The sequence below is a fragment of the Streptomyces sp. BE20 genome (genome assembly GCF_036322525.1).
GTDB lineage: Bacteria > Actinomycetota > Actinomycetes > Streptomycetales > Streptomycetaceae > Kitasatospora.
In genome coordinates this window covers 1-21915 of the sequence record NZ_JAQYWW010001123.1, presented here as the reverse complement: position 1 = coordinate 21915, position 21915 = coordinate 1, and the positions used below count along the sequence as shown (strand labels likewise).

At 72.1% G+C, this 21915-nt stretch carries 18 protein-coding genes and 1 pseudogene; 9 read left to right on the top strand and 10 right to left on the bottom strand.

The genetic code is table 11. The annotated features are described in order from the left end of the window. Positions 1–32 precede the first annotated feature (32 nt). The 5 genes from PUR61_RS34630 to PUR61_RS34610 all read left to right on the top strand — a co-directional run bounded on the left by PUR61_RS34630 (position 33) and on the right by PUR61_RS34610 (position 5102). Positions 33–1352 carry a UDP-glucose dehydrogenase family protein gene (locus PUR61_RS34630; RefSeq protein WP_329883500.1) on the top strand — a complete coding sequence of 440 codons (1320 nt, stop codon included), beginning with the start codon at positions 33–35 and terminating at the stop codon, positions 1350–1352. Between the two features lie 422 nt (positions 1353–1774). Further along, the gene (locus tag PUR61_RS34625; RefSeq protein WP_329883499.1) at positions 1775–2530 is read left to right on the top strand and encodes a hypothetical protein; all 756 of its coding nucleotides are present in this window, start codon (positions 1775–1777) and stop codon (positions 2528–2530) included. Between the two features lie 5 nt (positions 2531–2535). Next, positions 2536–3366, top strand: a complete 831-nt coding sequence (locus tag PUR61_RS34620) for a PIG-L family deacetylase (protein WP_329883498.1) — start codon at positions 2536–2538, stop codon at positions 3364–3366. A 467-nt stretch (positions 3367–3833) separates the two neighbouring features. Then, positions 3834–4070 (top strand): hypothetical protein, encoded by a 237-nt coding sequence (locus tag PUR61_RS34615; protein ID WP_329883497.1) that lies wholly within the window; start codon positions 3834–3836, stop codon positions 4068–4070. Between the two features lie 267 nt (positions 4071–4337). Then, positions 4338–5102 carry a hypothetical protein gene (locus tag PUR61_RS34610; RefSeq protein ID WP_329883496.1) on the top strand — a complete coding sequence of 255 codons (765 nt, stop codon included), beginning with the start codon at positions 4338–4340 and terminating at the stop codon, positions 5100–5102. A gap of 250 nt (positions 5103–5352) precedes the next feature. Here the strand turns inward: PUR61_RS34610 and PUR61_RS34605 are convergent, their stop codons facing one another. Continuing rightward, entirely contained in the window at positions 5353–5769 is a 417-nt protein-coding gene (locus PUR61_RS34605; protein ID WP_329883529.1) for a trypsin-like serine protease, read from the bottom strand. A gap of 360 nt (positions 5770–6129) precedes the next feature. Then, the gene (locus PUR61_RS34600) at positions 6130–6888 is read right to left on the bottom strand and encodes a DeoR/GlpR family DNA-binding transcription regulator (protein WP_329883495.1); all 759 of its coding nucleotides are present in this window, start codon (positions 6886–6888) and stop codon (positions 6130–6132) included. Positions 6889–6936: 48 nt separating this feature from the next. Here PUR61_RS34600 and PUR61_RS34595 point away from each other — a divergent pair, with 48 nt between their 5' ends. Both PUR61_RS34595 and PUR61_RS34590 read left to right on the top strand, forming a co-directional pair. Further along, positions 6937–7320: a DUF4406 domain-containing protein gene (locus tag PUR61_RS34595; protein WP_329883494.1), complete on the top strand. Its 384-nt coding sequence runs from the start codon at positions 6937–6939 to the stop codon at positions 7318–7320. Further along, the gene (locus PUR61_RS34590; RefSeq protein ID WP_329883493.1) at positions 7317–7994 is read left to right on the top strand and encodes an NUDIX domain-containing protein; all 678 of its coding nucleotides are present in this window, start codon (positions 7317–7319) and stop codon (positions 7992–7994) included. The genes PUR61_RS34595 and PUR61_RS34590 overlap by 4 nt, the downstream gene beginning before the upstream one ends. Before the next feature lie 180 nt (positions 7995–8174). Here PUR61_RS34590 and PUR61_RS34585 read toward each other — a convergent pair whose 3' ends face one another. The 8 genes and pseudogenes from PUR61_RS34585 to PUR61_RS45605 all read right to left on the bottom strand — a co-directional run. Continuing rightward, the gene (locus PUR61_RS34585) at positions 8175–8564 is read right to left on the bottom strand and encodes a roadblock/LC7 domain-containing protein (protein ID WP_329883492.1); all 390 of its coding nucleotides are present in this window, start codon (positions 8562–8564) and stop codon (positions 8175–8177) included. Positions 8565–8732: 168 nt separating this feature from the next. Then, positions 8733–9209 (bottom strand): hypothetical protein, encoded by a 477-nt coding sequence (locus PUR61_RS34580; protein ID WP_329883491.1) that lies wholly within the window; start codon positions 9207–9209, stop codon positions 8733–8735. Between the two features lie 1180 nt (positions 9210–10389). Continuing rightward, positions 10390–11841, bottom strand: coding sequence for an MFS transporter (locus PUR61_RS34575; protein ID WP_329883490.1), 1452 nt, complete (start codon positions 11839–11841; stop codon positions 10390–10392). Between the two features lie 349 nt (positions 11842–12190). Further along, the gene (locus PUR61_RS34570) at positions 12191–12622 is read right to left on the bottom strand and encodes a peptidase inhibitor family I36 protein (protein ID WP_329883489.1); all 432 of its coding nucleotides are present in this window, start codon (positions 12620–12622) and stop codon (positions 12191–12193) included. A gap of 330 nt (positions 12623–12952) precedes the next feature. Then, entirely contained in the window at positions 12953–14149 is a 1197-nt protein-coding gene (locus tag PUR61_RS34565) for a hypothetical protein (RefSeq protein ID WP_329883488.1), read from the bottom strand. Positions 14150–14516: 367 nt separating this feature from the next. Further along, the gene (locus PUR61_RS34560) at positions 14517–15731 is read right to left on the bottom strand and encodes a hypothetical protein (protein WP_329883487.1); all 1215 of its coding nucleotides are present in this window, start codon (positions 15729–15731) and stop codon (positions 14517–14519) included. 357 nt (positions 15732–16088) lie between these two features. Next, positions 16089–17015, bottom strand: coding sequence for an ABC transporter substrate-binding protein (locus PUR61_RS34555; RefSeq protein ID WP_329883486.1), 927 nt, complete (start codon positions 17013–17015; stop codon positions 16089–16091). Between the two features lie 945 nt (positions 17016–17960). Then, positions 17961–18125: pseudogene (locus tag PUR61_RS45605) on the bottom strand (DivIVA domain-containing protein); the annotation flags it as partial. Positions 18126–18707: 582 nt separating this feature from the next. Here PUR61_RS45605 and PUR61_RS34545 point away from each other — a divergent pair. Together PUR61_RS34545 and PUR61_RS34540 are read left to right on the top strand one after the other, a co-directional pair. Then, on the top strand, positions 18708–19526 hold the full coding sequence (locus PUR61_RS34545; RefSeq protein WP_329883528.1) for a DeoR/GlpR family DNA-binding transcription regulator: 819 nt from the start codon (positions 18708–18710) through the stop codon (positions 19524–19526). Between the two features lie 500 nt (positions 19527–20026). After that, positions 20027–21859, top strand: a complete 1833-nt coding sequence (locus tag PUR61_RS34540) for a hypothetical protein (protein WP_329883484.1) — start codon at positions 20027–20029, stop codon at positions 21857–21859. The last annotated feature ends 56 nt before the right edge of the window (positions 21860–21915 follow it).

Genomic DNA, 21915 nt, shown 5'->3' with positions numbered 1-21915 from the left:
GGCGGCCCCACCCCTTCCGGAAGGACACGTTCGTGAAGCTCACCGTCATCGGCTGCGGCTACCTCGGCGCGACCCACGCCGCAGCCATGGCCGAACTCGGCCACCAGGTCCTCGGCATGGACATCGACCCCGACAAGGTCGTCTCCCTCAACGCCGGCCGGGCCCCGTTCTTCGAACGCGACCTGGACGACCTCCTGGCCAAGCACACCGCCACCGGGCAGCTGCGGTTCACCACGTCCTACGCGGAGACCGCCGCCTTCGCCGACTTGCACTTCATCGGCGTCGGCACCCCGCAGAAGCCCGGCGAGATGGCCTACGACCTCAGCCACCTCTTCTCGGCCGTCCGCCAGCTCGCCCCCCGCCTGACCGGCCCCGCCGTGATCGTCGGCAAGTGCACCGTCCCGGTCGGCACCGCCCCCCAGGTGATCGACATCCTGCGCGAGTTCGCCCCGGCCGGTGACCAGGTCGACGTCTGCTGGAACCCCGAGTTCCTGCGCGAGTCCTACGCGGTCGAGGACACCCTCCACCCCGACCGGATCGTCCTCGGCTTCACCGGCCAGGGCACGCGCGCGGAGTCAGTGATCCGCCAGGCCTACGGCAAGATCATCGAGTCCGGAACCCCGGTCATCGTCACCGACCTGGCCACCGCTGAGCTGGTGAAGTCCGCCGCGAACGCCTTCCTCGCCACCAAGATTTCCTTCATCAACGCCATGGCCGAGGTCTGCGAGACCTCCGGCGCCGACGTCCAGCTGCTGGCCGAGGCCCTCGGCCACGATGCCCGGATCGGCCGCCGCGGCATGCGGCCCGGAATCGGGTTCGGCGGCGGCTGCCTGCCCAAGGACATCCGCGGCTTCATGGCCCGCGCCGGCGAACTCGGAGCCGACCAGGCCCTGACCTTCCTGCGCGAGGTCGACGTGATCAACAACCGTCGCCGCGAGCGCATGATCGACCTCGCCCGCGAACAGTGCGGCGGCGTCATCAACGGCAAGAACATCGCCGTCTGGGGCGCCGCCTTCAAGCCCGACACCGACGACATCCGCGACTCCCCGGCCCTCGCCGTCGCGCAGAAACTGCACCAACTCGGCGCGACCGTCACCGTCTTCGACCCCAAGGCTCTGGACAACGCCCGCAAGGCCCACCCACAGCTCGAATTCACCGACCATCCGCTCGGCGCCGTCTGCGACGCCGACCTGCTGCTTCACCTGACCGAGTGGCCCGAGTTCGCACGCCTTGACCCCAAGGCCGTCGCCGCCCGCGTCGCCGTTCCCCGCGTCATCGACGGCCGCAGCACCCTCGACCCCGACCGCTGGCGGGCCGCCGGCTGGACCTACCGCGCCCTCGGTCGCCCCTGACTCCAGGGCCTCAGCGGGCGGTCACGAAGCGTCGGGCCGCCCCTCCTTTGGGAGGGGCGGCCCGACGTAAATCACAGGCCAGTCGAACCGCGCTTGGGAAAAAGCACGGCAGGGACGCCTAGCGCCGCCGAAATGCTGCTGCATCTAGCCGAGTTGACGGGCCCGCCGACAGGACGTGAGGCTAGTAGTCGGCCACGAGGACGGGTGTCCTCACCGCAGTGCGGTCCCAGCCTGAGACCAAATGGCCTCGTTCCGGCCAGCACGTGATCACGAGGCTGACCAGGTGGCTAACCATCGACCCGACGAAGCGATCGAAGGCATTGGATGAGTCCTCAGGAAGTCCCACAGAACCTGCCGGCGCCCGTGGCCTCTCGGGCAGCGGCAGGCCGCGGGGAGCGGAACTGGAGGCCTTCGAAAGCCTCATGTTCACAGTGCTGGACTCCTGGGGTCTGCCGACGGACAGCATCATCGTCAGCGCACGCCAGCGCGAAACCCTGCTCAGGAACACGCCCGACGTCATTCTCGAAGAGATGAGCGATGAAGCGAGGTCGAAGGCCCCCTATCTCACCAAGATGATCATGGCGGGCTCGGTCGGACTCTTCGACGCCGCGTTGAACTACCTCTGGATCGAGACGATCAACCGCCTTCGCGATCACGTTGCCGCGTTCGATGTCGGCTACTTCTTCGACCTGGCCGAGCTCGACCCGGCCCGCCGGAGGAATCTGAGCCGATCCGCCTCCGGACGTGGCGGACGCGGGGCGTGGGTGTCGTGGTTCTGCACGGTCGCTCCTTTCTGCCGCCGCGACGGCGACGGCCCGTCGATGTGCGGAGCGGTGGGGGCGTGGCACCGGCGGCGAGGCCGGACGACTCTCATGCCCGCCCCCGCGGGGTGCCCGGAAGCCCGAAACCGAGCCTACCGAGCGGCGCGCCCGCGGTGTTGCCCGTGCGTGCACGGGCACGCGCGCAAGACCCAGAAACCGGTCGCCGCTCTGCGGGATCCGTCGTGCGTGGTGGGTGACGACCCACCAACCACCGGCGGCGGCTCGTGTCGCGAGCACACCGGAATAGGACTCGGCGCCCCCGTCGTTCCCAACAGTCGATTCAGAGACACGGTGAACCGTTCTCTGTCAGACCCGTGCCGCACACTGAGGCCGAACACTCGGCAGACCGAAGGATGAACCCCATGACCGACCGGCCCTTGACCCTCATGGCCGTGCACGCCCACCCCGACGACGAAGCCACCGGTACGGGAGGTGTGCTCGCCCGCTACGCGGCCGAGGGCATCCGGACGGTGCTCGTCACCTGTACCGACGGCGCCTGCGGGGACGGACCGGGAGGAGTCAAGCCCGGCGAGGCGGGACACGACCCGGCCGCCGTCGCCGCGATGCGCCGTCAGGAACTGGAGGCCAGCTGCGAGGTCCTCAAGGTCAGCCACCTCGAAATGCTCGACTACGGGGACTCCGGGATGATGGGCTGGGCCGCCAACGACGCGCCCGGCTCGTTCTGGACGACACCGGTGGACGAGGCGGCCGCCCGCCTCGCCGACCTGGTGCGGCAGTACCGGCCCGACGTGGTCGTGACCTACGACGAGAACGGCTTCTACGGCCACCCCGACCACATCCAGGCCAACCGCATCACGTCGAGGGCGCTGGAGCTGGCCGGCACGGCGCCGAAGGTGTACTGGACGACGGCCCCGCGTTCGATGATGGCGCGGTTCGGGGAGGTCATGCGCGAGCTCGGCGGGGAATGGGAGGAGCCGGGCTCCGAGGAGTCGGAGATGCCCGAGATCGGCCTCCCCGACGAGGAGATCACCACCTGGGTGAACACCACCGGGTTCGGAGGCCAGAAGTTCGACGCGCTGGCCGCGCACGCCAGCCAGGGCGAGAACATCTTCTTCCTGAAGATGGGCAAGGAGAAGTTCACCCAGCTGATGGGTGTCGAGACTTTCCTCCGGGTCCACGACACCACCGGTGCGGAGCTCCCCGAGAACGACCTCTTCGCCGGCCTTCGCTGAGCCGCCCCGTCCGGCGGAGCCCCGCGACACCGCGTGGTGTCCACAGCAACACCGACCCGGCGGCGGTGGCGATCCGTTCCGCCGGCTGCGCCGGGTCGGTGCTGCTGGATCCTTCTCACTGAGCGGCGAACGGCGAGCGCGCGAGGACACCGCACCCGGCCGGCAGCCCCGAGAACCGCCCCACACCTCGACCACACCCCCGGGGCGTCACCGCCCCGGCCGGTGCACCGTGGTCCACAGAGAGCCGTCACTGGCGGACTGTCATCTTCCGGACAGTGCAAAAACTGTCCGGAAGATGATCGTCAGCCCGCCAGACAGGCCCGCGACCTGCATCGTCACAGAAACACCACACTGCTTCCGGTCGGAATTGGTCTCTACCATTGCCTCGCCGACACATTCGGAGGAGGCTCCTCGGCGAAGCGCAGGGGCACGGAACCCCGGCGCTCACCAATGGGAGGAAGACCACCATGTCGCTTCGCAAGGCATTCTCCACCGCGGCCGTGGCCGGGATCGTGGCCGGCGGCGCCCTCATCGCCGCCCCGACCGCCCAGGCGGCCACCTACACCTACATCGGCATCTACCCGACCGCCGCTTCCTGCCACGCGGCCGGCCAGGCCTACGTGAACAGCCACCAGGCCGTCGTCTACTTCTGTGACACCACCACCGAGACCGGCCCGGCGCGGCTCTCCGTGGTCTTCTACTGAGCCGCCGAGACGCACTGACGGTGGGCCGCACGGCCGGCGGCCCACCGTCGTTCGACGTGGTGGAGAAGGGATTCGAACCCCTACGACCGATCGTTTCAGGATGAGGTGCGGAGTCGTCGCAGGGTTCGCCTGCGCCGCCCCGGCCGGGTGACATTCGGCCAATCCCCCCACAACCGGCGCGGCGAGCCGTAGATTACTGCAACGACTGACGGCTGAGACGGTGGGAGTGTTGTGGGAATCGAGAGCGCCTTCGGTACGGAAAACGGTGTGGGATCGACGATCGCCCTGCTTGAAGAGCGACTGCCCGCCGTGTTGGAACGGCGTCGCCGAGCGGAGGAGGACGTCGCAGCCGCCGTGCGGGAAGAGGAGGCCATCACCAAGGCACTTGAGGGGTTGCGCCTTCTGACCGGAACGCCACTCGGCGGGCAGCGAGAGCCGCTCGCAGACGAGTTGACCCCTGTCCCGGCCGAGGCTGCGGCCGACGGCCACGACAATGCGGCGACGACGGACACCCCGGAGGCGGAACCCTCGCCGGTCCCTGCGGCCCAGCCGGTCCCGCCGATCCCTGCGGCCCGGACCCCGAGGAAGGCCGCCGTCCGGAAGCCGGCCGTCCCGAAGGCTGCGGCCTCACCCGTGCAGGAGGCCAAGGCCTCCGTCCCCCGTGCGAAGAAGATCGCGAAAAAGGTGGCGAAGGACACCGGGCCCGCCACGTCAAAGCGGGCGTCCACGGCCACGCCCGCAGCGCCCAAGAAGACCGCGCCCGCCAGCCGGACAACCGCCGAACCGGCCGAGCCCACGGCGGGCGGGCGGCGCCAGGAGGTCGAAGCGGACAGCGTCCTGACGGTGCTGGCCCAGGCCGCGGAGCCCCTGCGAGCCCGCGAGGTGACCGAACGGCTGGGCCTGGACACCCTTCAGGGGAACATCAACACCATCCGCACCAAGCTGGAACGCCTCGCCAAGGCCGGTCGCGCGCAGCGCCCCGGACGCGGCCTGTACACCGTGGTGCCCGCCCGGAGCGAGACCGCGGGCTGAGGTTCCGGAAGCGGCCCGCTGCCCGAACCCCGTCGGGGTCGGTGCGAAAGACCGGTCCCTGCGCGGGCGGCGGGCTCGACGCACGCTCCGTTTCACCGGCCGTCGGCCGCAGGCCCTTTGCGCCTGCGGCCGGGCCGTACCCGCCAGGGAGAGGCGTCACCTCCCGCACCCCACTCGACCGGCCGCAGGCCCACTCCGTACCCTTGGCGGCCCACGCCACACGATGGTCGACGGCACGCGCTCGACGTGGTCAGATGCCGGTCTTGGCGGTGACCCAGAGCCGGTAGGCGCCGGTGCTGGTGCAGACGGAGGGGTAGTTGGTGCTGCAGTTGGCGGAGCCCCAGCTGACGATGCCGATCTGGCGGCCGCTCTGGACGAGCGGGCCGCCGCTGTCCCCGGCGCACGCACCGGCCGCAGCGCCGCTGTAGCTCTCGTGACTGACCGTCTCCTGAACCGCGTAGGCGGTGCCCGCCGGGATCAGAGTGTTCGACCCGGCCACCACCCGCAGGCCGGCGGCTGCCGTCCCGGTCAGGCAGTGCGCCGCGGTCAGCACCCACCGCTCTGCGATGACCGACCCACCGCAGGCGTGGTACCAGGTCCCGGAGCTCTGCTTCTGCAGCGACACCTGGTACGGGTACGCAGCCGCAGGAGCATCCGCCCCGCCCACCACCTGCCCGACCGGAGGGCTCGTCGGCACCGCCGATGCCGCACCCGCGCCACCGACCTATCCGGCCACCACGGCACCGACCAACCGCCCGGCCAGGCGCCACCGATCGCCCACCGACGTCATCTCGCCCCCGCCCCACCACGCCCCGATGCCCCTCGCTCCGGGCTGCACCGCCCCGAAGCAGGCCGGCCCCGATGACGACACAGCCGACCTGCGAACCCGCCGTTCACGATCACCGGCCGACCACCGCGCCGAACCGGCCCCACACCCTTCGAAGGCTCCACTCCGACGAACCACCGCCCTGACGCCGCTCCGCACGCTGCGCCTGCCGACGGCTACCGCAGTCGAACGTCGTAGCCGTCAGTCGGCCGCCAGGATCTCCACTCCGTGCGCCCTGAGTTGCTCGACGACCGTGTCGTGGGGGTCGGCGTCGGTGATCAGGCCGCTGACTTTCTCCCAGGGCAGGACGCGGAACCGCGAAGCCGTGCCGATCTTCTCGGAGGAGGCCAGGATGTAGGTGTCCGCGGCCCGGGCGGCCAGGGCGCGCTTCATAGCGGCCTCATCGGCGTCCGCGGTGGTCAGTCCCGCTTCGGGGTGCACGCCGGTGACACCGAGCAGGCACAGGTCGGCGGAGACGTTCTGCACGGCCTCGACCGCGGCGGCGCCGCAGGTGACCGCCGAGTGCTTGAAGACGCGCCCCCCGATCAGGAAGAGCTCCGCCTGCGGGTGGTCGAGCAAGGCCGCGGCGATCGTCGGGCTGTGCGTGATCACGGTGCAGACGAGATCACGCGGGAGCGCGTGGGCGACGGCGAGCGCGGTGGTGCCGCCGTCGAGGATCAGCGTGCTGCCCGGTCGTACCAGCGCGGCAGCCGCCGCGGCGACCTTCCGCTTGCCGTCCGGGGCCACGCTCTGCCGGGCGGCGTAGTCGACCACCGCCGGCGAAGCGGGCAGGGCGCCGCCGTAGACCCGCTGACAGAGTCCCTCGGCGGCGAGGTCGCGCAGGTCGCGCCGCACGCTGTCCTCGGAGATGCCCAGTTGGGCGGAGACCTCCTTCGCGACGACCTTGCCCTCGCGGGCGAGCAGACCGAGCAGGTGGTCGCGCCGTTCAGCAGCCAGCATCCGCATTATCTCCTGTTCTTGCACGTTTCTGCATGTAGTGTAGCGCCCATGACCGACAAGCCGATGCTCATCCTCATCGCCGGCCCCTACCGATCCGGCACCGACGGCGACCCGCAGGCCATGGCCGCCAACCTCGCCCGCCTCGAAGCCGCCGCCTGGCCCGTCTTCGCCGCCGGCCACCTCACCGTGATCGGGGAGTGGATCGCCCTGCCCGTCCTGCGCTCCGCCGGCGCGGGCCCCACCGACCCCCTCGCCGACCAGGTCCTCTACCCCACGGCCGAGCGCCTGCTCGCCCGTTGCGACGCCGTACTGCGCCTGCCCGGCGAGTCCACCGGAGCCGATCAGGACGTCGCCGTCGCCCGCCGCCGCGGCCTGCCCATCTACCACGACGTCGTCGAGATCCCCCGCCTCACCCCGCAGGAGACCGCGTGACCGGCCGCCCGGGTATCGACACCCCCGACCACCGCGGCCGCACCGGCCTCGACCGGGCCGGACGCGGCCTGGACCGCAACCCCGACATCCTGGTCCGCGACGTCGAGCTCACCTCCCGGGGCTGGCACGTCCTACGCCGCACCACCTTCGACTACCGCCGCCGCGACGGACGCTGGGAGACCCAGCAGCGCGAGACCTACGACCGCGGCAACGGCGCCGTCGTCCTGCCCTACGACACCGAACGCGGTCGCGTCCTGCTCACCCGCCAGTTCCGCTACCCCGCCTACGTCAACGACCACCCGGACGGCATGCTCGTCGAAGCCGCCGCAGGACTGCTCGACGCGGACGACCCGCCCACCGCCGTCCGACGCGAGAGCGCCGAGGAACTGGGCGTCGCCCTCGGCCCGCTCACCCACGTCCTCGACGCCTACATGAGCCCCGGATCCGTCACCGAACGCCTCCACTTCTTCGCCGCCCCCTACACCCCGGCCGCCCGGTCCGGGAGCGGCGGCGGACTCGAGGAGGACGGCGAAGACATCGAGGTCCTCGAACTGCCCTTCGCCGAGGCCCTCGCCATGACCCGCGACGGACGCATCACCGACGGGAAGACCATCCTGCTCCTGCAATGGGCAGCACTCGACGGGCCCTTCGCCCCCGCCGCGGGCGACCGCTGACCTCCCCTGCCCGGTGGCCCGGAACCGAACCGGGCACCCGCAGTGCTGTCCCGGCCGATCCGCGGCGCCGTGCTACTACCTGCCTGCCGGGTCAGGGTCCCCGTCGTGCCGCGCGCGAGTGGTCCGGCAGCGGCGTCCGCTGCCCCGGACAGCCGCGCTCCACCGGCCCGGGGCCGCGTCTCAGGGCACGGGGACCACCCCGAGCAGCTCGCCCAGTCGACGAAGCGTGGTGGGCGAGCTCTGGTACAGGAAGGTGAGGTCGAGGCCCTCGTCACCCATGACCGTCAGCAAGGCCTGCTCGCCGATCGCCATCACCACCACGTAGCCACCGTGGCAGCGGGTGACGATGTCGCGCAGGCCACCCACGCCGACCTCGGCTGCGGCGTGCCTTCCGAGGCCGAGCATGGCAGCCGACAGCGCCGCAACCGACTCGGGGTGGACGGTGTCCGTGTCGGAGGCCACCAGGAGGCCGTCCGCCGTGGAGATGAGGCTCTCCGAGATGCCCGTGACCCCGTCGCGAAGGGCCTTCAATTCGTCGACCAGCACGGCGGTCGGTGTCTGGCTGCTCATTTCGTACTCTTCTCTGTCGACCGGTTCACTCGGTACGGCGAGCGTTCGACGGGCCGGCGGAAGCGACCTTCGCTTCCCCGGGCCGGCCGGGCCGCCGGTCAGGTCGGGAGGCAGGCTGCCTGCGGTCCGGTTCCTGGCGGGGTTGCCCGTCGGACGGGCGGCCCTGTGTCAGGGCAGGGTCCGGGCGTGCTGAGCCCGGCGCCGGGCGCTGCTCCTGCGGAGACGGTGGGTGAGGACGAGCCCGGCGGCCAGCAGCGCGCCACCCGTGGCGAGGACGAACGACGAGGGGGCGGAGAAGGGCGCCACCGCCGGACGGCGTGCGTCATCGTCCGAGCCGGTGTCCGCCTCCCTCGGGACGTCCTCCATGACGGCGGGCGTGGAGGAGGGCGCCACCGCTGCGGCAGCGGCGGCGAAGACCCGCGCCGCCGACGGCGCAGGCGTCGGTGCCGCTGCGGAGGGCCGGGCCGGCGAGGGCGGCGTCACGGCTTTCGCGGACGTGCCGGAGGGTGGCGCGGCGGGCGCGGCGGGCGCCGGGGAGGTGGTGGACGCCGCAGCGGCGGCGAGGCCCACGGACGCGGCTCCCACCGCCACCGCGGCGGCCAGGAGCGCACCGACCCGACGGCCGTGGCTGTGATGCTGGAACATGAACCATCCTGGCGTGGAGGAGCGACGGCGGACCTCTCACCGATGCCGTGGTCCACGGCAAGGGTTGAGGGAGGCACCGGCCCTCCTGCATGTGCCGAGTGCGACGGGGGCCGGTGACAAGTAACCGAGTCCCGCACTGCTTCTCCGTCCTGGTCCGACATCCACTCGTTACGGAAGCCGGGGAGACGGTCTCCGGGGTGAGGGCCGGCGCGGCCGACGCAGCCGGGGGCCTCCGCCGCCACGCTGCCGACCGTGGAGGGCCGCCGTCCTTCCCCGGCCCGGCACGGCACAGCCCAGCTCAAGGAGGCCCGGAAAGTCGTCCGCGCGAACCGGGAGGAGGCCGTTCCACCGACGTGACGACGCCCGCTGTCCCCCGGGATCGGCCTCCGGCCGTCGGGTGCTGCGCAGGCAGACATCGCTGCACGCTCCGGCCGAGGTCCACGCCCGGAGCCAACGGCCGGAGTCAACGGCCGGAGGCGGTTGAACCGGAGTGGCGTCCCGGGCACGGGTCCGGGCGCTCCCGTCGGGCCTGATTATCCACAACTTCGCTACAAGGAAGACGGGTTACTCCCCCAGCCATGGACCTTCCTGGAATCATTCCTGACGGGCATCGGGGAGGTGCTCGTGGACGCGATCGATGGGGGTTGCGATGAACGCTCGGATCAGGGACACGAAGCCGCCGACCCGGCCCCGGCCCCCAGGCGCGGTCGCCCGCGCACGGACGCAAGGCCTGTTCCTTCTGGCAGGACTGGCCGCCACGGTTCTCGGCTTCGGCTGGTTCGTCGACGCCAACGACGCGGCGAGCGCCTACCGCAACGCCCCGATCTGCGGCAGGGCCGAGCACACGCCCGGCACGGACTGCGCACAGCGCGCGAGTGGCAGGGTGACGGCCAGGTACGCCGCCACCAGCGGCGACTCGACCATCTACACGCTGACCGTGGCGCGCGAGACGGCCGTACCCGACGAGGCTCCCAGGCGCAGCTACACGGTCGACTCGGCCTTCTACAACGCCACGAAGACCGGCACGGACGTGGACCTGACGGTCTTCCGAGGGCGGGTCGCCGAGGTCTCCTACCAGGGGCACCGCGCCCAGAATGCGGGCACGCCCTGGCTGATCTCCCTCGAGATCGCCCTCCTGGCCGCCCTGGGATCGGCACTCACCGCCCACGGACTGACCTGGTCACGCACCGGCGCGCAAGCGACCCCCTTCTACGCCGCCATGGCCGTCTTCGTCGCCGCCATGGCGTTCTTCGGCTGTCTCACCCTCATCTCGTCCCAGCTGCCCCTCGCCGCCACCCTGGCCGTTCCCGTGCTCGGCTGGCTCCTCATGACCGCCTCCATCACCACGATCACCTGGCGCCCCCGGCCGGCCGGCTGACGCCCCTTCCCGTGGCGGGGTGTCCGCCTGCCGCTCACCACGCGCCGAGGACACCCCGTCATCGGGAGGCCGTCGGTCGGTCCGGGCGACGCGGGCCGCGGCCACGGCCACCAGCAGTCCCAGACCGACACAGGCCGCGCAGACGAGGAACATCGTCTGGTACCCGGCGGCCCGGGCCACCAGCCCGAGGGCGCCGCTCCCGGCGGCGAGGCCCGCGGTGAAGCAGGCCCCGAAGGTGGACAGCGCCGTGGCGCGCCGGCGTTCACTGACCGAGCGCACCACGAACAGCCCCAGCACCGGGTAGATCTGCCACATGCCCACACCGATGAGGACACCGCCGATCACGCCCACGGCAAGGCCGTCCGCCACCCCGAGGAGCGCGATCCCCAGAGCCTCGACGAGGAACAGGCCGGCCAGTGCCACCGGTCGTGTGGCCTCCCAGCGGATCCAGGTGCCCGCCACCCGCAACAGCACCACGGTCAGGGAGTACGCGGTGACCACCGCCGCTCCCCCGGCGATGCCGAGGTCGTCGAACTTCGCGACCGCGAAGCTGGAGACGGCCGCGAAGCCGAACGCGGTGAAGATCAGCGCGACGCCGGGCAGCGCGGTGCCGAGCAGGGCCCGGCCCTTGTCGGTGCCGGTCCGCTCCGTCTTCGGCGGGACGCGCACCTCGGGGACGCACAGGGCGATCGGGATGACGAGCAGGGCGATCAGCCCGGAGATCACGAACGTGGCCGCCGTGCCCACCAGGTGATCGATCAGGCTACCCAGCGGAGCGCCCAGGCCGATGGCCACGTAGTTGACGGTGCCGCCCAACCCCAGCGCCCAGCTCTGGCGGTCCCTGGCGACCAGTTGCACCGGCCAGACCCCGGCCGCAGCCAGCATCACGCCCATGCCGACGCCCACCAGCATCCGCAGGCCGACCAGCTCGGCGATCGACCCGGCGAGCGGGTAGCAGACGGTGGCGAGCGTGGTCAGCACCGTTCCGCCGATGGTCAGGGCCCGGGTGCCGAGGCGGTTCATCAGCGCGCCCGACACCGGGCGGGACAGCAACGCGGTCAGCGCGTACCCGCTGATGACCGCGCCGACCTCCGCCGGACCACCGTGCAACCGACCCGTGACGTAGCCGGGCAGGACCGGGATGGTCAACGCGAACGGCATGTAGCCGATCCCGTTCGCCAGCGCGATCAACAGCGCGTACCGCAAGGAGCGCTTGTCGGTGGTCTCGGTCTCGGGTTCCAACTCGGTCCGCACAGATTCACACCCTCATGTCCGGTAATGAGCCCAGGCGGTAGACGCGCTCGGAGCCTTCGATCTCCCCGAGTGGCTGTTGTCGTTCCGATCATGAGGGTTGGTGGTCGAACTGGACTCTCGATCGAGTGACTGTGGCGGGTTCCGGACCTGAAAGCACGGCCTCCTGACAACCCGAAGGGTATCTACGCCAACCAGCAGTCCGGAAGGACCTGTCATCGCATGCGTACGGCATCGCGGAGGACGTCGGTGTTTCCGGAACGGCGCCCGCGAGGGGGCTTCGGCGAGCCCCTGCCCTGCGGCGACCGGTCGCCGAGACCAGCTCGGACTGTCCGTGCCGACACCGGAGGTATCAGGCGCCGCAGGGAGTGTTGTTGATCCTCAGCGAGTGCGTGACGTCGTTGAGCTGGTACGAGCGCAGGTCGTGGATCGAGCCGCCCTCGCTCCCCACGCACACGTGCCGCCCGAAGTAATTGTCCTTCTGGTAGACCCGTGCGGTCCGGCCGCTGTTGTTGATCACCGAGCTCCCCGCCCCTCGGATGTAGTCCGGCAGGTGCCGGACACTCCCGTCGACGGCGCGTTTGACGTACGGCTGGCCGACGAAGTCGATGTCCGGGTAGATGCACACGAACCCACGGGGACAGGCGATCTTGTCCCGAGGCCGCGCGACGGCCGCGCTGCTGCCGGAATCGGCCTGAGCGGGCGAGGTACCGGTCAGCACCGTGGCCAGGGCCACGGTCGCACCGGCGACCGCCAACGTCGTACGGGCACATATGCTGCGCATGCGATGTTCCCTTCGTAGTTCTCCGTGCGAGGGGGTGATGACGCGTCGGGCCGAACGGGCGGCGGACCGGTGGCACACGGCACCGCGCTCGTCGGCAGATGCGGAGGGGCTACAGAGGGTCTGTCCAGCCGAATCGTTTCCGCATGCGACCGACTGTGCGAGTTCACACGAAAGGGTTACCTACGAGGCTCTTTCCTCGAACACGGGGCCGACAAGAATCGGTCGGCCGCTCGATTCGGTCGAGAGAAACGCAGCCATTCCCGACCCGGGAACCGGAGTCGGGTGGTCGGTGGTCGATTACGGGAGCCGGACAGACGACCCGGCCGGACGTCAGTCGCCCTCTCGCTCCACAGCGGTGCCGATCGCGAGCGAACCGGCGCCGATTCCGGGGAAGAGCCGGTCGACCTCCGGCCCGTCGGCGCCCTCGACGTCGACGGTGCCCCGCACGCCCAGAGCGAGATGGGCGAAGCTCGGTGCCCACCGGGCCAGGACGGCCAGCGGCTCGCCCTCGCAGTCCGATCGCCCGATCCGCAGGTCGGGAAGGGTGAGGCTCTCCAGCTGAGGGAGGATCGGCGATTCGGCGAGGGCCGACACCAGCTCGAACGAGGTCGCGTCGAACTCCGACCCGCCCAGGTCGAGGTGCTTCAACGCCGGGAACCCCGCCGTGGTCAGCTCGCCGAGCTGCTCGACAGGACAGCACCCTCCGAAGACGTCGCACTCGGCCTCCACCACCAGCGACTCCACACCCCGCGTCGACCCGAGGTCGAAGTAGGCCCCGTCGCCGGTCGCGGGACCACGGACACGAAGACGCGTCAGGCCGTCGTGGAGGATCGAGCCGAAGAGGAAGGCCCCCTGGAGTTCGAGGGAGCGCAGGGCGGGCAGCGAATCCCACGGAGCCGTCTGCACGAGCCCGTCGCCGTGGTAGTCCATGGGATCGATCCGGCCGCCCGTCGACGTCCTGCCGTCCTCGTAGAGGAACTCGAACCCGTAGCCGAAGGACAGGTGCTCCAGCCGGGGGCGCGGAGCGCCGGCGAGCGAGCGGGCGGAGTGCTCGGCGGAGTGGTGGTAGTCGGTCAGGAACAGCTCCAGCACGCGCAGCCGGTGGGCGACGGGGTGGGACAGCACCGCGTCGATCAGCGCTCCCTCCCAGCGCTCGGGGTCGGTGAGATCGACGGCCGCAACCCACGGGTGGTCCGCCAACAGCCCCTCGACCAGCGCCCGACGCCCCGCCCCGGTGTCCTCGGCCGGGGCGAACCGCGCCTCGTCGAGGAAGCCCCGCCTCCAGGTGAACCGCCAGGAGCCGTCCGTGCGCAGCCCGTCGAGACCGAGCTGCCGTTCCACCTCCGCGTAGAGTCCGGCGAGCCGGGCCCGGTCCTTACCCTCGGCCCCGCCGTCGGCGTCGCACGCGTGCTCCAGACGGATCGCCGCTCCCCGCGGGTCACCCGCCGCGGTCAACACGTCCGCGTAGGTGAGCCACGCCTCCGCGTCGTCCGTCTCGGGAACGTCCGCCACCACGAAAGAACGCATACCGGTCTCCAGATCCTCGCGGCGAGGTAGGTGGGACAGGACCCGGACTCGCCGTCGTCGCCAGCACCCTAGACGCAGCCACCGACAGACGAGCCATCAGGGGAGCCGGCCGTCCGGCGCGGCCTCCGCGTGCACCCGACCGGGTGCGAACGGGACGGCCGCACCCGACCCCACAGCCGTGTCGGCGATGCCCGCACCGGTCTGCCCGCACGCCCGTGGCGGCGCGGCGGCAGCCGGGCCCCGGGAATCCCCGGCGCGTCGCGCGACGCGCCGGGGATTCCCGGGGGGCAATCCTTGCCCGCCCCCTTACCGGAGCACCCTCACCGGAGCAGCCCTACCGGGGCTCCCGCCGAGGAGCCGGCCGGTGTCAGCGCTTCCAGACGGTCGCACGCCAGGTCGTCGCGTTCCCGGCGCCGTCGGTGCCGACGGCGACCCCGGCGATCACTCCGGCGTCGTTGATCGCGGAGGCCGAGCCGTAGGGGCCGAGGGGAGACGGCGGCAGCGGGACGACCGTACCGTCGGGCTTCCACAGCAGAGCCTTGTCCAGCGCGGCGTTGCCGACCGGCGGCCACGCGTAACCGACCGCCGTCCCACGGTTGTTGATCGCCAGCGCCTCGCCGGCCGCTTCCGCCGGATTGGCGAGAACCGTCCGCGTGCCGTTCGCGTTCCACCGGGCCGGGTCGCCGTTCGGGGAGTCCTGCAGCGAAGCCCCCACGGCGGTGGCCGCCCGGTTGACGTCGTATCCCCGCCCGCGCCCGGCGTCGCGGACGGTGCCGTCGGCCGCCCACACCAACACCCGGTCGTACTCCGTGCTCCCGGCAAGCCGCCCGTGACCGAGGACGACGCCGTTGTCGGTGATCTGGCTCGTCCGGGCCCCGACGAACCCGGCCGGGAGGGGCAGTGCGCTCACGACACCCGCCGCGTTCCAGCGCACGGGGTGCGCGGGGCCACCGGCGCCGTCGCGCTGCTCGGTCCACCCGACCACCGTGCCCGCGTTGTTGATCGACGTCGCGGTGCCGCTGCTGTCGCCGGGCAGCACGGGCAGGTCGGTCCTGCTGCCGTCGGACCGCCAGCGCAGGGGGTGGGAGCGGTAGTCCTCCTCGTAGGCGTCGCCGACCGCGACCCCGGCGTTGTTGACGGCCGACGCGTTGCCGCCGCGCGACCCGCCGGGAAGCGCCAACCGCGTCGGGGTGCCGCCCGGTGTCCAGCGGACGGGGTGGAAGGCGGGCAGGGCGTCGTAGGACAGGCCGATCACCCATCCCGCGTCGCTGAGCGCGGTCGCGCGGCTGTACTTCTCACCGGACAGCGGCGCGAGGCGGGTGTAGCCGGGGCGGCCGGCGTTCCACCGGATCGCGAGCGGCCCGTCGGAGCCCTCCACGTAGTACTCGCCGATGACCGTGCCGCTGCTGTTCAGCCCCTTGGCGAGGCTGTGGATCGCTCCCTGCGGGATCGGGAGCAGCCGTGAGGCCGGCAGCAGTTCGGAGGGCTCGGCCACCGCGACGGGCGCCGAGCCCAGGAGGAACAGGGCAGTTGCCGCCGCAGCGGCGAAGGTTGCAGGTCGGGGAACGCGCAAGCGGGCCATCCGGACACTCCTGTCTCGTCAATGACATTGACGCGCAAGGGCATGGGTGTGGGGTCTGTTCCAGGCCGGCAGGGAACCCGCGCTGCAGCTCAATTTTTCCGATTCTGTTCACCGGTTGGCAGCTTGATCTCCGAAACGACTGGATTCGTACACCCGTTCACCTTGCTCCGTGCCACCCGCCGTCCGACGCGTCCGCCCCGTCCCGCAGGCGGGCCCGCTCTCCGGGTGACGGCGCCCCAGCAGCAATTCCTGCCCCACGGCGGCGGTCGCGTCGGGGCGTGCGGCGAGCACCCTCGCCCGCCCGTACACAGCGGGAGACCGCAGCGGCTTCCGGCCACCCGCGCGACGCCGCTCGGGTCACAGACCTCCGTTGATCGCGGCAGCCTGGGCGGCGCCGGCGCTGACGTCCCACTTCGCGAGGATCGTGTCGTACTCGCCGCTGCGCATCAGCTGGTCCAGTCCCTTCACCACCGCGTCGCGCAGAGCCGTGTCGCTCTTGTTCAGCGCGATCCCGTACGGGCTGGACTGTGTCTGCATGCCCGTCACCTCGAAGCGGTTGCCGTCGTCGGTGGTCCTGGCCGCGTACGCCGCCACCGGCAGGTCGTTGAAGTCGGCCACCGCCGTGCCGGCCGCCACCTCGGCGAGGGCCTGGCTGTCGTCGTCGAAGCGGCGGACCTGCAGCGGCTTGCCCCGCCGGTCGCAGGCGGCGACCTGGCGGCCGACGATCTCGTCCTGGGTGGTGCCACGCTGCACCGCGACCGTGTGCCCGCAGATGTCGCTCAGCGTCCGGATCCCCTTCGGGTTGCCCTTCTTCACGATGATCGAGGTACCGGCGATGAAGTAGTCCACGAAGTCCACGCCCGGCCCGCCGGTCGGTATGCCGTCCTCACCGAGCGCGTTGCGGCGCTTGGAGGTGTCGCTGATCCCCGACATCGCCACGTCGAACTCCCTGGCGTTGACGCCCGGTATCAGTTTCTCGAACGGCGTGTCGACGATCTCGACCCGCAGACCGAGGACCTTCCCCAGGGCGTAGGCCAGGTCGGGGTCGAGGCCGTCCGGCCTCCCGCCCACACCGCGGAACGCCACCGGCGGGTAGTTCAGGTCGGAGCCGATGCGCAGCACCCCGGCGGCCCGCTGCGCGGCGGGGACGGCCGCCTGGACCTTGTCGACGGCGCTCTTCGGGGCATCCGTGCCGGCGCACGCGGTGAGCAGCAGGGCCGAGGTGGTGGTGAGGGCGGCCGGCAGGGTCCGGCGGTGGGGGAACAGGCAGGAGAGATGTCGCACGACGGGTGCTCCTCTGCTGGGCGGGGCGGCGCGACCGGCATCCGCGAGGAGTCGGAAGTGGCCGGGAACGGGATCCTCCCATCCGGTTCGGAGGTGACCGGCGGCAGGCGTGTCACGATCTGCTATCGGTTGACCGTGCCCTGGGGCTCCCCCGGGTGCCCGCCGGGTCGGGATCAGGATCTTGTCGTTACCGGCAGGGTGCCCGAGGTGATGGTGCAGGTGCAGGTCGTACGTGGTCGGCACGAGGGGCGTATGCGCGTCACACGCACCCGGGTCTTCCCGACGTGTCCGGAGCATCGGTCGGGGCGGTCGACCTGCGGCTCAGCGGGCCGGGTGGCAGTGCACGGCGGCGCGGTGGACCGTGGCGGCGACCCTTTTGAGAAGCAGGCCCGGGATGGGGATGTTCACGGAGTGCGGCAGGGCGGTGACCCTCGGGTCGGCCATGCCCGGTGGCGGGTCGGCCGACGGGCGGGGGCGGACGGGGTGAAGGTCCGCCGCCGCAGGCCCGCGCTCGACCGCGGCGGACCCGTCACCGGTAGGCGGCCGGAGTCTGCGCAGTTGCTGCTCCAGGTAGCTCCTCCGCCGGTGGTGCTGTTCGGATTCGAACGACCGCAGACCCTGGATCCCGGCCTCAAGAGCGCTCCGGGTCGCCTCCAGGCCGCCGATCACCTCCTGGATCCAGGCGCGGGTGTCGTGTTCCAGGGCATGGGCGCCGTCCCGTGCGGCGCCTTCGACGGCCTCGGCGCGGGCGCGGGCCGCGGCGATGACGCTCCGGGCCTCGGCGTGGGCACCCTCGACGGCCCGGTCGGCGATCCGCTGGGCGAGTTCGAGGGCCCGGGCGGCCTCCTCGGCGCCGTTCGGGGCGCGGCGCTCGGTCTGACGCGGAGACGGGAGCACCGGGCCGGGCGTGCCGGTGCTCGCCGCCGTGGCTGCGGGGCGCAGGAGCGCCGCGGCGATGGCGGCCCGCAGGTGCTCGTTCTCGTTCGACAGGCGGACGAGCTCGGCTTCGGCGCGGTCGAGGAACTCGTCGACCTCGCCCTCGTCGTAACCCTGGCGGAGACGGACGGTGCTGAAGGTGCGGGCGCGGAGCTCGGCAAGGGTCAGGGGCATGGGGCAACCTCAACTGTCGGCGTACCGGGTGGCCCGCTCGCGCCCGGCGCCTTCGACGAGACTGCGGACGGCGGGCTGCGGGCGGACTGCGGGAGCGGGGCATCGGCGCGGGCATCGGTGACCGGGCGCCGGATGCGCGGACGAGGCGCGGCAAGCGACCTCGCAAACGGCGGCCGCGGGTGTACGGATTGCCGTTGCGCGTTTTCTATCCGCTTTGCACACGTCCCGTCCAGGGGTATCGGCAGGTTCTGTGCTTTTGCCCGAATCGCGGACCGGCGGTGCGCCGGGCCCCTGCCCCGAGGCCGTCGGCGAACCCGGGAGGACCGGCGCCGGACAGTTGGAACGTCGCACCGCGCGCGTCGGCGATCCGGCCCGAACGCCCGAGACGCCGGCCTGGCCGGCCGTGCACGCCGGGGTGCGGCCCTTCCCCCTCACACAGGGTTGTCCGTTGTTTCATGTTCAACTATGGTGGCGACCGGACGGGCGCGATCCACCACGTTCGCCACCCAGTCCCGTGAGTCGTGGTGCTTTCCTGCGCCGACCGTGGTGGACGCCGGCAGCGGCGTGGAAAGTCGGAGTGAGATCGTGGAGGACACGGGGCTGCTGGCGCCGCAGCGAAGGGCGCTCATCCTCGACCGCGTACGCCGTGACGGCGCGGTACGCGTGGCGGAGCTCGCCGACCGGTTCGGCGTCTCCGACATGACCGTGCGCCGGGATCTCGAAGCCCTCGCCCGCACCGGCGCGATCGAGAAGACCTACGGCGGAGCCGTCGTCAGCACCCTCGTCGAGGAACCCGACTTCGAAGCCAAGTCCCGGCTGGAACCCTCCGCCAAGGAAGCCCTCGCGAGCGCCGCCGCCGCACTCGTCGAACCCGGAAGCGTCGTCGCCGTCGGAGCGGGGACCACCGCCTACGCCGTCGCCCGCCAACTCCTCGACATCCCCGGCCTCACCCTGGTGACCAACTCCCTCCCCGTCGCCGACCTCGTCCGCACCGCCGCGGAGAACGGCAACGGCAACGCACCCGTCCTGCTGCTCACCGGAGGCACACCCACCCCGTCGGCCGCACTCGTCGGCCCGCTCGCCGACCAGGCCATCAGATCCCTGCACACGGACACCCTGATCATCGGCGCACACGGCGTCTGCGAACGCGCCGGGCTGACCACCCCCAACCTCGCGGAGGCCCAGACCAACCGGACCCTGATCGCCTCGGCCCGCAGGGTGGTCGTCGTCGCCGACCACAGCAAGTGGGACGTCGTCGGCCTCAGCGCCTTCGCCACGCTCCCGGAGATCGACTGCTTCGTCACCGACGCCGAACTCGCCCCCGCCGCACAGGCGGTGCTGAGCGAGACCACCGGGCGGCTCGTCCTCGTACGGACCTCGCCCCCGGCCCCGGCAACCTGAGCAGAAGCGCCACCGCGCCCTTGATCCTTCCCGCTGCCGACGCGGTGCTAGGGTGCCCTGAATGAGGCAGTACAGCCCGTCCCGTCCTCCGTGGAAACTGCCGGTCCGATGGGAGCTGGGTGTGCACGACCTCGGTGGTGAACCCGCCCTCCCCGGGGCACGGGAGTCCTCCTTCGCAGGACGCACCGCGGAACTGCGGACACTGCTCGGCGCGGTGTCCGACGTACGCCCGGCGGTGGTCCTGGTGGAGGGGGAGGCCGGGATCGGCAAGTCACGGCTGGTCGCGGAGGCCACGTCGGTCCTCCGCCGACCGCGGCCTGCGAGTCCTGACGGGCGGCTGCCATCCACTGCGCGAGCCGCTGGCGTACGGGCCGGTCATCGACGCGCTGCGCCGGGTCGGACCGTGGCTGCCGCCGGCGGAGCGACTGGGCGCGTCGACGGGCGCCCTCGCACCGCTGCTGCCGGACCTCGCCGGCGCCCTGCCCCCGGAGCCGCCACGAGTGGAGGCCGGGACCTCCGGGGCCGGTGTGCAGCGGTTCCGGGTGGTGCCGGGGGTACGGACCCTGCTGGAGGCGGTGGCACCGGCGGTCCTCGTGGTCGAGGACGTCCACTGGGCGGACGAGGCCACCCGGGAACTGCTGCTCCTCCTCGCGATGGACATGCCGACGGACTCGGCGCTGGTGATGACCTACCGGGCGGAGTTGCTCCCGGCCGGCCGGCCGGTGCTGGGGGCACCGTTCCGACGCCCACCCGGGACGGGCGGCGCGGAGATCCGGCTCGGCCGACTGGGCGAGACCGAGCTGAGAACGATGGCCCGGGACCTGCTCGGCGGCGAGCCCGCGCCGCAGCTGGTGCGAACCCTGCTCGAACGCAGCGGCGGCCTGCCGCTGGTGATCGAGGAGGACCTGCTCACCCTCGCGGACTCGCCGGCCGGCACCGACCCGGGCGCGCTGCGGGTGCCGCGAAGCCTCAACGAGGTACTCGCCGAACGACGAGCCCGGCTGGGCCCGGACGCAACCGCCCTGGTGGACGCCGCGGCGGTCCTGGCCGTTCCCGCCGGGGAGTCACTGCTCGCCCTGTCGGCGGGCCTGGACGAGGACCGCACCGCCGCCGCCCTGCAAGCCGCGACGACCGCCGCCGTGCTGCGTCAGACCGGCCCGGACACCTACACGTTCGCGCACGTCCTCGCCCAGGAGGCGGTCTACGACTCCCTTCCCGGACCGGTGCGCCACCGGAACCACCGGCGGGTCCTGGCGGCACTGCAGACGCTCGACCCACCGCCGCTGGTGCAGATCTCCCACCACGCCCGCGCCCTGGGCGACCGGGCGGCCTGGCTGCCCCGGGCCCAGGAGGCCGCCGACCAGGCCCTCGCGGTCGGCGACCACGGCACCGCCGCCGCACTGCTCCAGGAGATCCTCGACCAGCCCGGCCTCACCCCCGAACAGCTCAGCCGCGCGGCGACCGCCCTGGCCTTCTCGGTCTCCGCCGGCACGCAGTACACCGCCACCACCGCCGCCCTGCGCCGGATCATGCGGCTGCCCGGCCTGAGCGTGCCGGTCCGCGCAACGATCAGGACGAGCCTCGGAGCCATCATGATCTACCGGGGCGGTGATTTCTCCGGCGAGGAGGAAGTGCTGACCGCCCTGACGGAGTCGGGGGACGGCGATCCGGTCGCCGACGCCAGGCGGCTGGCCCTGCTGGCCATGTCGGAGACTGGACGGTTCGCCCTCGCGGAGCAGCGGGCCATGGTCGAACGGGGCCGCTCCCTCCTGGCCGCTCACGGGGACCGCCAGGCCCGGGCGATGCTCGACCTCGCGCAGATGTCCCTGCTGAGCACCGCCGCCGACCCCGCGGTCCCCGCACTGCTGGCGGCGCTTCCGCGCGAGAGCACCGACCTGCAGGTGCTCCAGAGCACCGCGATGATCGTCTGTGGCACCGCCGGCCGCTCGATCGCGGTCGGGAACGACGCCCGGGCCGTCGCCGCCATCACCGGGACGAGGGCCATGGCGCCGGGCAGTCGGCTGCCCATGGTGGAGCTCTACCTGGACTGCCATCAGATCATGGCCGACTGGCAAGCCGGGCGCTGGGACGACGCGAAACGTGGCCTCACGGCCTTCCAGAAGCGCTACCCCCAGAGCCAGGTGGGCTCCGGCGGACTGTCGGCCACCGTGCGCGGCCTCGCCGCCGCCGCCCGTGGGCGCACCGCCCAGGCCGCCGCCGAGCCGACGAGGTGCTCACCCGGGGTCTGCACCTGGACTCGCTCGGCGCCGCCGCCGGCGCCGCCCGCCTCCACCTCAACCGCGACGACCCCCAGGCCGCCTGGCGGGCTCTGACCGACCCGCACGACTTCCTCGCCTTCCTCGACCGCAAGGAAGCCTGGGCCCACGCC

Bases quoted from the DNA above. Each gene is read 5' to 3' on its own strand.
- PUR61_RS34585 (WP_329883492.1), bottom strand. From the start codon at position 8,564: ATGAGCAGCCAGACACCGACCGCCGTGCTGGTCGACGAATTGAAGGCC.
- PUR61_RS34560 (WP_329883487.1), bottom strand. From the start codon at position 15,731: ATGGCCCGCTTGCGCGTTCCCCGACCTGCAACCTTCGCCGCTGCGGCG.
- PUR61_RS34580 (WP_329883491.1), bottom strand. From the start codon at position 9,209: ATGTTCCAGCATCACAGCCACGGCCGTCGGGTCGGTGCGCTCCTGGCC.
- PUR61_RS34600 (WP_329883495.1), bottom strand. From the start codon at position 6,888: ATGCTGGCTGCTGAACGGCGCGACCACCTGCTCGGTCTGCTCGCCCGC.
- PUR61_RS34615 (WP_329883497.1), top strand. From the start codon at position 3,834: ATGTCGCTTCGCAAGGCATTCTCCACCGCGGCCGTGGCCGGGATCGTG.
- PUR61_RS34565 (WP_329883488.1), bottom strand. From the start codon at position 14,149: ATGCGTTCTTTCGTGGTGGCGGACGTTCCCGAGACGGACGACGCGGAG.
- PUR61_RS34625 (WP_329883499.1), top strand. From the start codon at position 1,775: ATGTTCACAGTGCTGGACTCCTGGGGTCTGCCGACGGACAGCATCATC.
- PUR61_RS34570 (WP_329883489.1), bottom strand. From the start codon at position 12,622: ATGCGCAGCATATGTGCCCGTACGACGTTGGCGGTCGCCGGTGCGACC.
- PUR61_RS34595 (WP_329883494.1), top strand. From the start codon at position 6,937: ATGACCGACAAGCCGATGCTCATCCTCATCGCCGGCCCCTACCGATCC.
- PUR61_RS34620 (WP_329883498.1), top strand. From the start codon at position 2,536: ATGACCGACCGGCCCTTGACCCTCATGGCCGTGCACGCCCACCCCGAC.